A 15,452-nucleotide genomic window follows, 5' to 3' on the forward strand; every position below is an offset into this window, starting at 1 on the left:
CTCATTGGCTCGACGGGGACCGCACCGCTCGGTGTGCTCGGGAACTCAGGGCTGGGTGGTAGCCACCTTCAGCCCGAATCCGATCAGCACGGTCCCGGTGACACGGTCCATGCCCCGGCGCACGGCCGGCTTCTCGAAGAAGGAACGAGCTTTGGACAGCAGCAGGACGTATCCGCCGAGCCAGGCCGCGGTGAGCATCGCGTGTACGAGGACCAGCAGAGCCATGCCGCTGTGGGCGGACAACCCGGTCGGGGCGAGCGTCGGCAGCAGACCTGTGTAGAAAACGGCGATCTTGGGATTGAAGACGTTGCTGACCAGGCCGGTCCGCCAGGGGTTGCCGCGAGGCGGGGTGAGGGCCGTCGCCGGTGCCTGTGAGCGGCCGTGGCGACTGTGGAGCAGCGCCTGGACGCCGAGGACGACCAGATAGGCGGCGCCGGCCAGTTTGACCACGGTGTATGCGGTGGCGGACGCGGCCAGGACAGCGGCGAGGCCGGCCACCGCGAGCACCCCCCAGACCAGCAGCCCTGCCGTGATGCCGCCCACGGTCCGCAGTCCGTCCTGCCAGCCGGAGGCGACGGCTCGCCTGGTCACCACGGCCATGTCCGGCCCGGGCACCACGGTCAGCACGGCCAGGACACCGACCGCGGTCAAGAACTGTATGAGCACTTCCCCAGTGTCACATCCGTCGCGGACGGAGTGGACGACCGGTGCCGTCGGGCCTCAGTGGTCGGTCTCCAGGTGCAGTTTGAGCAGGTCAATGCCGTAGTCGCCGCCGTTGGGCGTGCGGATGATGGTGTGGATGTGCTGCTGGGTGGGCGTTCCGCCGCCCATGCCGCCACCGCCGGGTCCGCCGCTCGGCATCCCGGAGGGCTGACCGCTGGGGGCGACGCCACCACCGCCCATCTGGGCGTTCTCGCCGTAGGCCAGCGGGGACTGGGCGTCGTACTCGATGAGGACGACCGGGCTGTGTACCCGGTAGTAGAAGGCGGAGGAGTCCTTGGTCTCGCCGATCCAGTAGAAGTACGTGTCGTCGAGGTGCTCCTCCACCTCCTTCATCTTCACCGCGGCGTGGCCGTCGTCCATGTAGCCGACGTAGACGCCGACCAGGTCGAGCAGTTTCTGGCGCTGGGCGGAGGTGAAGTCCTTGGCGGCGAGGCCCTGGTAGGCCAGCTTCAGGTTGTCCTGGCCGGCACCGGCCACCATGTCGGTGCCGCCCTTCTCGTCGGCGGAGATCACCTTCTTGCGCTGTGCCGCGGTCAGGGACCGCAGCAGCGCCAGTCCGGCCTTGGTCTCCGGCTTGAAGAGGGTGATCTTCTCGCCCTGGTAGGTGGCCGAGGTCGGCTCGGAGCCCATGAAGGTCGGGGACATGACGACCTGGTCGCCGAGGACGAAGTAGTTGATGGCGACGTGGTGGCCCTCGTACTGGAAGCCCCAGGGCTTGGTCGTGGAGGGGGTCCCCATGAAGGTGAAGTAGTAGTGCCCCTCGGTCAGGGTCTCCTTGCCGCCGCCGTTGTAGTCGCCGAGGAAGGCGTTGAGCTTCATGATGTTGCGGGTCTGGGTCAGTCCGTCGGCCGACAGGGCCTTGCCGAGCAGGGCATAGCCGAGGTTGCGCTGCTTGTCGGTGAGATCGCCCATGCGGGCGCCCTCGCGTTCGTAGCCGTCGACGTTGCTCCAGGCCAGCCACTCGTCGTCGTCCACGTCGAACACGCAGGCCCGGCGCACCTTGATACTGAGCCCGTCCAGGAACGCCTGAGCGGCCTTCACCACAGCGTCCGTCGAGACGCCGGTGGAATGGATCGAGAAGAGGTCTTCGACGACGTTTCCGTCGGTGGTGACGCCCTTGAAGTCGGCGTACTTCACCTCGGTGGCACCGGGACCCATGCCTCCGGCGCCGCCGGGCCTGCCGGACGGCATTCCGCTCTGGGCGCCGCCGGACGCGGAGTCCGTCGCGTCGGACGAGCCGGCGGAGCAGCCGGTCATGGTCGCGACGGCGGCGGCACCGCCGAGCAGCAGCGAACGGTTCATGAACCAGCGGCGGGTGCGCTCGACGGCGGGGGTACGAGGGCGGTGTGCGTTCATGCACCTGACACTTCTCCATGATCCTTGTTCTCAGGTGAGACCCGCCTGTGAACGAGCCATGAGACAGCGAGACCCCCAGTACGACGGCGTCGATCAGGAGAGCCCGCCCGGTGAGTCGGTGCATGGACATCAGCCCGGCCCGGCCCTCACCCGCCATCCGCCGCTTCATCCCCAGCGAGTAGGAGCCGGCCGCCCTGCGGGCCACCGCGGCCAGCCCGACCTCCTCAGCGCATACGCCGAGTCGTACGTGGGGCCGCATTCCTGACTTCGGGCCACTCGACGGCGGGGACTTGGGGAGCGGTGTCAGAGGCGCAGTCGTGACGCTCATATGACGCTCCGACCCGGTCGGTCCGCTTCGGAGGGCGGGCAAAGGGCACCCCACCTGCGGTTTTCTCCAGGCAGGGAATCCGGACATGATTCCGATGACTGCGCACGTTGAGTGCGTGGCGATTCTGGAGCCGGTGGCAAAGGGAGCCTGACCTGCTGTTTTGCTAGTTGGATGGGTTGCTTGACCTGTTTCGCTCTGCGCAATGGGTCGAGTAGGCGGCATGTCCCTTTCAGGCCATCTCACCTGCGGATTTGCGTGGGGTTGGAGCGCAGCGGCGACGTCCTCAGAATCTCCTCCGGAATATCTTGACGCTCGGATGACGCTCGCAGCGGAAGCTAAATCTGCCGCACCTTTCCGGCCATGGCTGGGCTGACGGGATATCCGCACGAGGAGGAGTCCGTCCGCACGGTATGGGACTCCTGGTGTCAGCAGCCGCATGGGCCGGCGTCTGTGGCGCTGCTGCACTCCATTGGTGATGTACTGATCGTTTGCCGAGCGCGTGTCACTTTCCGCTTCCTGACGTCGGAAGTCGTGAGGTCGACTGGGGTTGCAGCCGAGCATTCATCACCACTGGCTGGCACAGAACTTCCCGCCCCGCCAGCCGTCGGCTCGGGAACCACGACATCAGCGCTGTCCCGGCCGACGCGTCCAACCTCCGCAAGTTTGCTGACAGGTAGATGGCTGCACGGGGCTTCCACGCGCCCCGTCCCGCTGTCGCCCCTCAGCTACAGCAGGCAACTTGGCCCGCTGGTTGCGGACCTGCGGAAGATAGAGGTGTGGGTGAGAAAGCCCTAACCGCGCCCGCTGGTAATCGGTCCCTCCGCCACGCGACGCGGTCCCGTGCGGGCCTGTTCGCCTCGCCAATGGCGGGCAAGAACGTGCAAGGCGTGGTCTTGGGCCGACGCTTGGCAGTCACAGGACTTTGCCGGTCCGCGTGGTGGCTTGGCCTTGCCACGAGTCGAGTCTGGCGCTGCCGGGGGAGCGGTAGGGCCAGAACCTCAAGCTCCCGCCGCCTCTTGAGGGCTCGACTGCCTCACGGTCGTGAAGATCCCGTGCGGCCACTTCACGGAGAGGGCTGCCGAATGCTTCAACCTGCATGGCAACGCCCTCCGTTGGCCCGCTCAAGGCTCCTGCAAACGTGACTTCAATCACGGGACGATCGTCCGGTTTAGTGCGTGACGCCAGCATTTTCCATCTGGATATTCACCTGGTCGCTACATAAAGTCCCCATCAGGTCCCGCTCTCAGTGGATCTTCATCTCCTTGGAGCCGGGGTGGGTTTTGTGTGGAGTCATGTGTCTCGCCGACGTCGGGCGATGGCCTCAACGGCGCTGCTCAGCATGGTTGTCGTGATGTTGCCAGCTTCGGCAGCTGCTTCCACCGGGGGCGCCCCTGCGGCGAGGGCAACCGCATCCGAACCTGATGCTGGAGAGGCGGACGTAGCCGCCGCGAGAGCCGCCGCGAAACGAACCGGCCAGCCGGTTGAGGTCCTGTCGCTGAGAGCCGAGAGCAGCGATGTCTTCGCCACCAGTGACGGAAACCTGGAAGCGCGCGAGTACCTACGTCCCGTGCGAGCCCGTGTGGACGGCGAGTGGAAGCCTGTCGACACCGAACTGGCGCAAGCCGGTGGAGGTGGAGTCGCACCCGAGGTCACTACGGTCGGCCTGACGTTTTCCGGCGGTGGCGATATGCCTCTGGTGAAGATGACGAAGGCAGGCCGCGAGCTTGCTCTGTCGTGGCCGGGAGAACTGCCGGCGCCTGAGCTGAACGGTGCGACTGCCACCTACCGTGACGTGCTCCCGGACGTGGACCTGCGGATGCAGGCGCAGGAAGACGGCTTCACTCAACTCCTGGTGGTCAAGACCGCGGCTGCGGCAGAGAACGAGGCGCTGTCGAAGCTGCGTCTGCAGCTTGCCGCTGAGGGCATGGACGTCAATGAGACGCAGGACGGGGGTCTTGAGGCGGTCGACAAGGGTGCGCAGGGGGCAGTCTTCGAAGCCCCGAAGCCGATGATGTGGGATTCCAGTACGGGACCTGCCGCAGCAACGGCCAAGGGCGCCGAAGACGTGCCTGAACGCGAAGCGCGAGCCGCTGATGCTGATGCAGCATCGTCGACGGAACCAGCGGCGGGGGAGTCGGGAGCGCTCGTACCGGTGGACGTGGATGTGCCGGCCGGCGGCGACGAACTGGTACTGACGCCGGACGCCGAACTGCTGCGGGGCCCGGACACCACATACCCGGTGTTCATCGATCCGCAGTGGTACTCACCCAGAGCATCGTCATGGACGATGGCATCGAAGTACTGGGCATCGTCGCCGCAGTGGAAGTTCAACGGTGAGTCCACGTCAGGTATGGGCTACTGCAACTGGTCCTACTGTGCTCCGCACGACACCAAGCGGATCTTCTACCAGATACCGACGTCGAAGTTCGCGGGCAAGTCGATCCTCTCGGCGGAGTTCGTTGTCCGGAACACATGGTCTGCTTCATGCTCGGATCGGAGCGTCGAGCTGTGGAGGACTAAGGGCATCTCGTCGTCGACGACCTGGAACTCGCAGAATGCTTCGGGGTTCTGGATCGAGAAACTGACATCCTCGTCCTTCGCGTACGGCTACGACGGCTGCGCTGCCAAGGATGCAGAGTTCAACGTGCGCTCCGCGGTGCAGAAGGCGGCCAACGACAAGGCGTCCTCGCTCACGTTCGGGTTGCAGGCTGCCAGCGAGACCGACGGCTACGCCTGGAAGCGCTTCTCCGACAAGGCATTCCTCCGGGTCAAGTACAACCTTGCGCCGGCACAGGTCAAGATGTCCCAGCTCACCATGGAATACGGGGGCACCTGCAAGCGACCGGAGAGCGCCCCGCGTGTACGCACCCTCGGCAAGGTGTACGCGAACAGCATCACAGACCCGGACGGCGACAACGTCGCCGTGCAGTTCCAGGCGATGTGGGACACGGGCGATGGGAAGGGAGCGATCGCCCGCTGGAAACCCGCACTGACGTCCTACAAGGTGTCGGGTTCGAGCTTCGTGGTCAGCCTGCCCACGTCGATCCCGCAGAACAAGACGGTGAACTGGTACGTACGCAGCTATGACGGGGCGCAGTACTCACCGTGGTCGTCGGCTGGCGATCCGACGGGCTGTTACTTCGTCTACGACACCACCGTCCCCAAGGCACCCGCTATCACCTCGGGCGACTACCCGGCATCAGACCCGGAGAACCCGGACGATCCCTGGTTCGACGGCGTAGGCCGTTACGGTTCGTTCCAGATCAAGGCCGCAGACAGCGACGTCACCAAGTACTGGTATGGAATCAACGGCGATCCCTCGTCGAAGAACGTCCTCACCACCGCGGCCGGCGCTGCGCAGGCTGTGAAGGTACTGCCGTCGAAAGCCGGACTGAGCTTCATCACGGCCCAGGCATTTGATGCCGCTGGCAACGGCTCGGAAGTGCGGACCTATCAGTTCAGAGTGAAGGCGGGCCAGCCGGAGAGAGCGAACTGGAAGTTCGACGATGCTGCTGACGCGACCTCCGCTTCTGGAGGCTCTGGGGCGAGGACGGCAAAGCTCTATGGAGGAGCTACCCCCGGCGCCGCAGGGGCAACTGGGACAGCGGTTCACTTCGACGGCACGAGCGGCTACGCAGCGACAGACATACCTACGGTCAACACAGCCAACGGCTTCAGCGTCTCGGCATGGGTGAACCTGGACAAGATGCCCACAGATGCTGCGGTAGTGGCTGCACAGCCCGGCAACTATTCCCCGGGGTTCGAGCTGTACTACTCGAAGGGGTATGACCGCTGGGTCTTCAACCAGTACACCTCCGATACGGCAGGTGCCTCTATCGTCCGGGCCATGGCCCCCGTTGCCGGCGGAGTGACAGCCGGACGGTGGACCCACCTGGTCGGCGTCTACTCAGGTGGTGCGAAGGAGCTGCGGCTCTACGTGGACGGTTCTTTGGCGGGCAGTACCCCGTACACCACGGCTTGGGATGCGCGCCGCGGGCTCCAGATCGGGGCAGCCAACCTGCTCGGCACCCCGACCAACTACTTCCCCGGAAGCATTGACGACGTCCGGATCTTCGACAAGCCGGTCTCCGACGCGGAGGTCACCAACCTTCATCAGAAGAAGCCGATCGGCAGTGGGCGAACCGCCCGGGCGATCTTCCCGCTGGACGAAGCAGCCGGAGCCACCGAAGTGACCGGGCATGCAGACACCCAGTCCCTGGCACTGGCGGGTAACGCCAAGCTGGGCGCTGCCGGAGTGAGCGGTCGGGCACTGCAGCTGGACGGCGATGATGACTACGCGCGCACGGCAGCCCCTCACGTGGACACCGAGCGTCCCTTCACTGTCTCGGCCTGGGCGAAGCTGGACCGACTCCCTGCCACAGGCGCCACGGTCGTTGCGCAGCTCGGGGTGAACAGGCCGGGCCTTGAGCTTGCCTACTCCAAGACAAGCAATCAGTGGGGATTCTTCCAGTACTCCGCGGACGTGGTGGGCGCAACCCAGATCCGAGTTGTGCAGCCCCAGGGAACGACAGCACGCGTGGGCGAATGGGCGCACCTCGTCGGCGTACATGATCCAACTGCCGGCACCCTGACCCTCTACGTGAATGGCGAGAAGGCAGGGACGGTCGCTCAGACCAAATCGTGGTATGCGGGCAAGCAGGTCCAGGTCGGTGCTCTGACCATCGACGGCGGCAACATGATCCAGCACTTCCCAGGGCAGATCGACGACATTCGGTTCCTGGACCGGGTGGTCGCTGCCGAAGAAGTGCAGCAGTTGTTCAGGCAGAGCCCCATCCTGAAGGGCCGTTGGAACTTCGAGGAGACGGGCACGGGAACTCCGGTCACCTCTCCGGACTCCACTGTCGAGAAACGCCCCATGAACCTGTACGGGGGCGCCCAGCTCGGAGCCGGCACGGTCGACTTCAACGGCTTGCAACTGGATGGCGTCGACTCCTACGCGGCAACCCCGACCATGCCCGTCGACACGGGAGCCAGTTTCACCGTCACAGCCTGGGCCCAGGCGGCGGCACTGCCCGACCACAGCATGTCCGTTGTGAGCGCTGAAGGTGCCACTCGCAGTGCGTTCGATGTGCGCTTCCAGCCCGAAACTGGCGATGCTGTCGGTCCGGGAAGATGGGAACTCAGCCTCCCGAGCAGTGACAGCTCCACAGCCTCGGTCAAGAAGGCCGCCAGCTCGGAGTTCTACGACGTACGCGACTGGAATCACCTCGCGGTGGTATACGACGGCTTTGCCAAAGAAGCCCGGCTGTACGTCAACGGTGTCCTCCAAGAAGTGGCCTGTGGAGACACCGACGGGGATGGTAGCGCTGATGACGCAGCCTGCCAGGACCTCATCGCGTGGGCAGACAACGTGCTGACGTTCAAGGCGTCCAAATCAATCCAGGTCGGGCGCGCCTCGGGAGACACCACTGGGGAGTACTTCGCCGGCTCGATCGACGATGTATGGGCCTTCCAAGGCGCACTGAACGACGTGCAAATCGGCCTACTTGCCGGATCTCTGTTCGATGTCCCAACAGAGGTCCCTAACGGCAGCTGACCCCCACAGCCAGCGTTCCAGGCACGTCAGCAGTGCCCGAAGCCTTGCAGTTTCAGTCCCGCGCCGCAGCCCGACAGGCACCCGGCGCCCGGCAGTGATGGACACCCCTCGCATGAAACTCACGACAGCGTTTACCCCAAAGAACAGGGCATTTCGCCGATCAGCGCTAGCAGTCTCCGCAGTTTTGGTTGCCACTTTGCTGCAGACGGCCGCAGCGCCGTCGGCATCATCTACGGCTAGTGCGGTAAGCAATTTGCCCGGGCTACCAGCGGCAGAGAAACCCGTCGTGGGAGGTCCCCGGGGCACGGCAAAGCCGCGCGTGAAGAACAAGGGCCCCAGAGTGCCGTCGGGTGTCCCGCGGGCTGAACAGCCTGAGCCTACAGAGGCCACGGTGGCCCTGCCGCCGCCAAGTGCAAAGGGCGGCGAGCACTTCACCTCTGCCAAGGGGCAGCCCATTGCCGTCGGCCCGGCTCAGGGCAAGGCTGCAGCGAGCGGGACGACGGGACGCGCCCCCCGCACGGTGAAGTCAGAGGTGCTCGAAGGTAGTAAGGCTAAGCGAGCCGGAATCGATGGCCTCCTGTTCACCCTCCGAGCCGGTGAGCCGGCCCAGGCCACGAGCGCCTCATCGGAGAGTACGCAGCAGCCGGTCGCTGTGGCGGTCGACTACGCACAATTCAGTGAGCTTTTCGGTGGTGCCTACGCGTCGCGTATGAGCCTTGTCCAGCTGCCGAAGTGCGTCCTCACCACGCCAGAAGTGAAGGCGTGCCGGTCCGGAGAGCCTGTTGCCGCCGTCAACGACACAGAACGCAAGACGCTGACCGCAGAGTCAGTAAGCTTGCAGGCCGGAGCCCCCACGGTCCTGGCCGCGACTGCCGCCGTCGGCGGTGACAAAGGAGACTACAAGGCGACTCCGCTTTCTCCGTCCTCCACCTGGAACACTGCACTCAACACCGGCGACTTCACATGGTCCTACGACATGGAGGTCCCTGAGGTACCGGGGGCGCTGAAGCCAAGCGTCGGGCTCTCCTACTCATCCGGCACGATAGACGGCCGCACCGGTGGGACGAACAACCAAGGTTCATGGGTGGGCGACGGGTTCGACCTATGGCCCGGCTTCATCGAGCGCAGCTACAAGCCCTGCGCCGATGACGGAGTCAAGAACGCGGACGGCAACAAGCCCGGCGACATGTGCTGGGCCTACGACAACGCGACCATCTCCTTCAACGGCGCCGGCGGTGAACTGGTCCCCGCAGGCAACGACGAGTTCAGACTGAAGCGCGATGACGGTACGCGGATCAAACGTCTGGAGTCGGCCAACCGAGGCAACGGCGACAACGACGGCGAGTACTGGCGCCTCACCTCCCCAGACGGAACCCGCTACTACTTCGGCTACAACCGTCTGCCGGGATGGAGTACAGGAAAGAGCACAACCGACTCCACCTGGACCCTTCCTGTCTACGGAAACGACTCCGCTGAAGAGTGCCACGCGGCGACGTTCGCCGACTCATGGTGCCAGCAGGCGTGGAGGTGGAACCTCGACTACGTCGTCGACGTGTACGGCAACGCGATCAGCTACCACTACACCAAGGAGACCAACTCCTACGGCCGCAACCTGAAGTCCGCCGACGACACCCCGTACACGCGTGGTGGATACCTCACGCGCATCGACTACGGGCAGCGGTCCCCTGATCTATATGCTGCCAAACCTTTGGCACAGGTCGTTTTCGACAACACGGAGCGCTGCATACCAGCGACCGGTGTAACCTGCGCTGCCGACACGATCGACACCAAAGCCTTCTACTGGTACGACACCCCGTGGGACCTGAACTGCAAGGCCGAGACCACCTGTGACAACGGCCGGCTGTCACCGTCCTTCTGGACCCGCAAGCGACTGACCGACGTCACCACACAGGTTCTCAAGACCGACGGCACCTACGGCAAAGTCGACTCCTGGAAGCTCGGCCATCGATGGGGCATGGCCGACACGGACTACCAGCTCCTCCTCGACAGTGTGCAGCACACGGGTCAGTCGGCGACCCCGACCATCACCCTGCCGAAAACAACTTTCGCCTACACCCAGCTCGCCAACCGGCTGGACAAGACAGGCGATGGATTCGCCCCGTTCATCAAGGACCGACTCTCCTCGGTGGACGATGAGTCCGGTGGCCAGGTCAGTGTGAACTACTCGGCTGCCGTCTGCGACTGGAGTGCGCTGCCGACTCCAGCGACGAACACCACCCGATGCTTCCCCCAGTACATCGGTGGCAATGACACCGACCCCGCAGAACAACACTGGTTCAACAAGTACGTCACCGACTCCGTCACAAGCACCGACCGCACCGGTGGCGCGCCCGACCAGGTCACCACATATCAGTACCTCGGCAACGCGGCATGGCACTTCGATGACGATGACGGCTTGACCAAGGAGAAGGAAAAGACCTGGTCCCAGTGGCGCGGCTACGGCCAAGTCAGAGTTCAGACCGGCGGGCAGGGCGGTGCCATCGCCATGAAATCCCAGGAAGACCACTACTTCCTGCGCGGCATGGACGGTGACCGGGCCACCACCACCGGCGGCACCAAGAGCGTCTCGGTCAACCTCGGCACGGATGAGGGAGAGCCGATAACCGACCATGAGTCGGCGAACGGCTTCCCGTACAAAACAGTCACCTTTGACAAGCCGGGTGGCAAGGTACTCGAAAAGACGGTGGACAGGCCCTGGCACCACCAAACTGCCGAGAAGAAACGCAGTTGGGGCACCGTCACGGCCAACCTCACAGGGACCGAGAGTGCCAAGACCTGGACCTCCCTCGACGGCGGGGCCGGCTCCCAGTGGCGCATAACCTCCACGGCCAACACCTACGAGACAGTGGCTGGGCGGGTCACCGAGGTCGACGACCGCGGTGACAACTCAACCGCAGATGACAATCAGTGCACACGCACCACGTACGCCACAAACAGCACCGACAACATCCTCTCGCTGCCGTCCAGGGTCGAGACCGTAGCCAAGGCATGCGACGTCGCACCGGACCGGGCCAAGGACGTCATCTCTGACGTGCGCACCGCCTACGACGGCGGCGCATACGGAGCCGCGCCCACCAAGGGCGACGCCACCGCCACGGCCACACTGAAGCAGCACGACGGAACCAAGGCCACATACCTGGAAGCCGGTGCCACGTACGACGCCTACGGCCGTCAGCTGAACATGACCGACCTGACCGCGAACGTCACCTCGACTGGTGACGCGGCCCCAGTGCGAACCGTGCGCAACGACGGCCGAACCACCGTCACTGCTTACACCCCGGCCACCGGGTTTGCCACGCAGACCAAGGTGACCACACCACCAGCTGTCTCCGGAAACAGCGGAAGCTCCCAGACCACCACCTCGGAAAACGACCCCCTGCGCGGCCAGCCGCTACGGGTCACAGACACCAACAACAAGGTGACCGAGTTCGCCTACGACGCACTCGGCCGCTCGGCAAAGGTCTGGCTCGCTAACCGATACACCTCACAAACGCCGAACTACGCCTTCACCTACACCATCACCGACGGCAAAGCGGTCGCCGTCGCAACCAGCACCCTGAACAACACCGGCGGCCATACCACCGCCTACACCCTCTACGACGGCTTTCTGCGCGAACGCCAGACCCAAGCGCCGGGGCCGGACGGTGGCAGCCTCCTTGCAGACACCTTCTACGACGAGCGCGGACTGGCCGCCAAGAACTTCAGCACCTACTACACCACGCAGGCACCGTCGACCGAACTGTTCGCTCCCGATGACGCGCTGAGCGTGGAGACACAGACCCGTAGCCTCTATGACGGACTCGGCCGCATCACGGAGTCCCGGCAGATTGCGGGCAACGGCGACGGCGGCCAAGTCCTCGGCATCACCCGCACTGTCTACAACGGCGACCGCACCACGGTCATCCCCCCCGTTGGCGGCACCGCCACCACCACAGTCAATGACGCCCGGGGCCAGACCACCGAGCTGCGTCAGCACCAGGAGCGCACCCTCGGCGCCGACTACGACACAACCCGCTACGCCCATACGCCTAGCGGCAAGCTGGAAAAGGTCACCGACCCGGCTGGCAACTCCTGGACGTACACATACGACCAACTCGGCCGCCAGGTGCGCACCACCGACCCGGACAAGGGCACAACCGACAGCTCGTATGACGACCGAGGGCAACTCGTCTCCACGACGGCGGCCTCGACCACGGCTGCTCGTAGCACCCTCCACCACACCTACGACAACCTCGGACGAGAGACCGAGCTGCGCAAGGATTCGGCGACCGGGACAAAGCTCGTCGACTGGACCTACGACACCATCAGCGGAGCCAAGGGCCAACTGGCCTCCAGCACCCGCTATGTGGACGGCAGCGCATACACCAGCTCGGTAACCGCCTACGACCCGCTCTATCGGGCCACCCGTACGGCCGTCACGATCCCCGCGGCGGAAGGAGCGCTGGCCGGCACCTATCAGACGGCCTCGGTCTTCAAGCCCAGCGGCTTGCTGCAGAGTGTCAACTACTCCAAGGCAGGCTCTCTGCCGGGCGAGGTCATCACCTACAGCTACGACGACACCCTGCGCCTCAACGGGGTCACAGGACAGGGCTACAGCGCTGCCACCAGCTACAGCCTCACTGGCAAGCCGCTACAAGTGAAGATGACCAACGGCGGCACCGGTAAGCAGACAAAGGTCACCAATACCTATGAGTGGGGCACTCAGCGTCTGGCTACCAGCCGTGTCGATCGGCAAGACATCGCGGGTGTGGACAAGTACGCCACCTACCGCTACGACGAGGTAGGGAATGTCCTGTCCGTCGCGGACGTCTCCAGGTCGGGCACCGACACCCAGTGCTTCACCTACGACCACCTGCGTCGGGTGACCCAGGAGTGGACAGAGCCGGCCTCCACCTGCACGAGCTCACCCGCGGCGGGGAAGGTCGGTGGCCCGGCGCCCTACTGGAACTCCTATACGTATGACAAGGTCGGCAACCGGCTCAGTGAGACCTCGCACGACCTGACGGGCGACCAGGCTAAGAACGTCGAGCGCACTTACGCCTACCCTCCGGCTGGTGGGGTGAAGCCCCACGCCCTGACCTCGGTGACCAGCGTCGGTCCGACGGTCACCTCGCGCGACAGCTACGCCTACGACGAGGTAGGCAACACGACCAGCCGCACGGTCGCAGGCACCACGCAGAGCCTGAGCTGGGATCCCGAGGGCCACCTGGCCACGGTCACCGAGCCGGTGGAAGGCGCCGCTGACAAGACCACCGCGTATCTGTACGACGCCGGCGGAAGCCGCTTGATTAGCCGCACCGACACTGAGACCACGCTCTACCTCGGCCACACCGAGATCGTCCTGCCCAAGGGCGCGACGGTTCCGAAGGCCACCCGGTTCATCGACCTGGGCAACGGCCAGCAGGCCGTCCGCAACGATAATGGCAGCGTCGCCTTCACGATCGGCGACCATCACGGCACTGGCCAACTCGCCATCGACGCCGCAAGCCTTGCTCTCACTCAGCGCCGTACCGACCCCTTCGGCAGTGCCCGCGGCGATGTCCCGACGAGCTGGCCCAGCACCAAGGGCTTCGTCGGCGGCACCACCGACACCAGTACGGGACTGACCCACCTCGGTGCCCGCGAGTACGACCCAGGCATCGGCCGATTCATCAGCGTCGACCCGATCATGGACCTTGCCGACCCACAACAGATCAACGGCTATACCTACGCCAACAACGCTCCGGCCACCCTTTCCGACCCCACCGGCCTGCGCCCGGACGGAATCTGTGGCGGTAACAGCAGCACGTGCGTGCCAAGCAACTCGGTATCCAAAACCACTGTCACCTACAACGAATCATGGACCAAGAAAAAGGGCAGCTGGTACTGGAAGAAGTACGACGAAAACAAGGCAGGAAAGCGCTACTACACCCATGGGTGTCTCGGCTGCAAGAACTGGATCGACAGGACCCGGGTCATCCCTTGGACCGAAGTCGTCGAGGCTGTGGGAATTTTCGTCCCCGTTCTTGGGCCGGCCGCTGATGCCGTCCTGGGAATCAACGATCTCATTCAGGGGAACTATCAAGCAGCAAGCGAGAGAGCAGCAAGCGCCGTTCCTCTGGTAGGTGAGGCGCGGCTGGCGAAAAGCCTGCTCAAGAAGACGAGATGTGAGCCCAACAGCTTCGTGCCCGGCACAAAGGTGTTGATGGCTGACGGCAGCACCAAGCCAATCGAGGAAGTCAAGAACGGCGACAAGGTCCTGGCAACCGACCCCAAGTCCGGCAAAAGAAAAATCGAGACCGTAACTGCCGAGATAAAGGGCGAAGGCACCAAGCGCCTGGTTGAGATCACCATCGACATCGATGGGGACCAGGGATCGCGCACGGCAAGCATCACCGCCACTCACAACCACCCCTTTTGGGTCCCGGCTATCGGTGAGTGGATCGACGCCACCGATCTTGAATCCGGCCAGTGGCTCAAGACCAGCGCCGGCACCACGGTTCAGGTCTCTGCCATCAGGCGCTGGACAGCCCAGCAAGCCACCGTTTACAACCTGACCGTCAGCGACCTGCACACCTACTATGTGCTGGCAGGGAGCGCGCCAGTCCTTGTCCACAACTGCAATCATGCGGAAGAGCTGGCCAAACTTCCCACATGGGGCGGCGGGCATACGACAGGCTCTGGAGTGGGGCCCGATGGCGTAAGGCATGATTTGACGAGTGGACGCCACGGAGGGCAAGACACCGACTTGATCTCCTGGGTAAATGACACCCTCAAGAAGAGGGGAATTACTTCGTCAAACTCTGGGCGTGCCGTGGATGTGGAGCAGAAGTTTGCGGCCATCATGGACAGGGACGGTCTTGCTCATGCAGACTTGTATATCAATTTCCCGACGGGGCCATGTACGGTGAAATTGGGGTGCAATCAGGTTCTCCCCGCCCTGCTTGGGCCAAATCGGTCGCTCACGGTACACTGGCCAAACGGCCAGCATACATACCATGGGGTGGGCTAATGAAGGCGCGAGCTGAAGCACAGTACCGCTATGAGCACGGGGAGACGCCGAGGATCCTTTATTCGATTGACGACATCGATTCCGTGATTGACGATCTGCTTGAGCCGGCGGAGGGGTTGATGAAGGAAAACCTGGCATCGATCTATTCGCTCGACCGGGGCCTTTTGCCGGCTGGAACTCCCGATCATGAGCTCATGGTGGGTGTCGATAGAGAGCTGGGTGTCGGGCTGGTTACCTTTAGTGATGCAGGTGGAAATTTCGTCTCTAAGGGATCTTCTGATACCAGAATCGACCCGGTATATTTCCAACACGGGCATCTGACCGAGTTCTCGGAACATTCAGAGATCCCAATTCCTCTAGTGCGTCAGGCGGCCAAAGAGTTTCTGGCCTCCGGCGGGCTGCGCCCCACGTGTGTTCGATGGCAGGATTTGGACGCCTGGGGATAACGGTCAACTTTTCGAGTGTGAGGGCCCGTC

General features: G+C 64.1%; 5 protein-coding genes. 3 read left to right on the plus strand and 2 right to left on the minus strand.

From position 1 onward, the window contains the following. Positions 1 to 45 precede the first annotated feature (45 nt). Both ACGFNN_RS21720 and ACGFNN_RS21725 read right to left on the minus strand, forming a co-directional pair. Positions 46 to 666, minus strand: a complete 621-nt coding sequence (locus tag ACGFNN_RS21720) for a LysE family translocator (protein ID WP_393558060.1) — start codon at positions 664 to 666, stop codon at positions 46 to 48. 54 nt (positions 667 to 720) lie between these two features. Continuing rightward, on the minus strand, positions 721 to 2,079 hold the full coding sequence (locus ACGFNN_RS21725; protein WP_393558062.1) for a DUF3500 domain-containing protein: 1,359 nt from the start codon (positions 2,077 to 2,079) through the stop codon (positions 721 to 723). Between the two features lie 1,643 nt (positions 2,080 to 3,722). Between ACGFNN_RS21725 and ACGFNN_RS21730 the strand changes: the two genes are divergently transcribed. The 3 genes from ACGFNN_RS21730 to ACGFNN_RS21740 all read left to right on the plus strand — a co-directional run bounded on the left by ACGFNN_RS21730 (position 3,723) and on the right by ACGFNN_RS21740 (position 15,422). Continuing rightward, a complete protein-coding gene (locus ACGFNN_RS21730; RefSeq protein WP_393558063.1) occupies positions 3,723 to 7,964 on the plus strand; it encodes a LamG-like jellyroll fold domain-containing protein in 4,242 nt (1,413 codons plus the stop codon). A 112-nt stretch (positions 7,965 to 8,076) separates the two neighbouring features. Then, complete coding sequence (locus tag ACGFNN_RS21735) at positions 8,077 to 14,976, plus strand: polymorphic toxin-type HINT domain-containing protein (RefSeq protein ID WP_393558065.1); 6,900 nt, start codon at positions 8,077 to 8,079, stop codon at positions 14,974 to 14,976. After that, on the plus strand, positions 14,976 to 15,422 hold the full coding sequence (locus ACGFNN_RS21740; protein WP_393558067.1) for an Imm1 family immunity protein: 447 nt from the start codon (positions 14,976 to 14,978) through the stop codon (positions 15,420 to 15,422). Before ACGFNN_RS21735 ends, ACGFNN_RS21740 begins: the two co-directional genes overlap by 1 nt. Positions 15,423 to 15,452 lie beyond the last annotated feature (30 nt).

This window comes from Streptomyces sp. NPDC048590 (assembly GCF_043199535.1).
Lineage (GTDB): Bacteria > Actinomycetota > Actinomycetes > Streptomycetales > Streptomycetaceae > Streptomyces.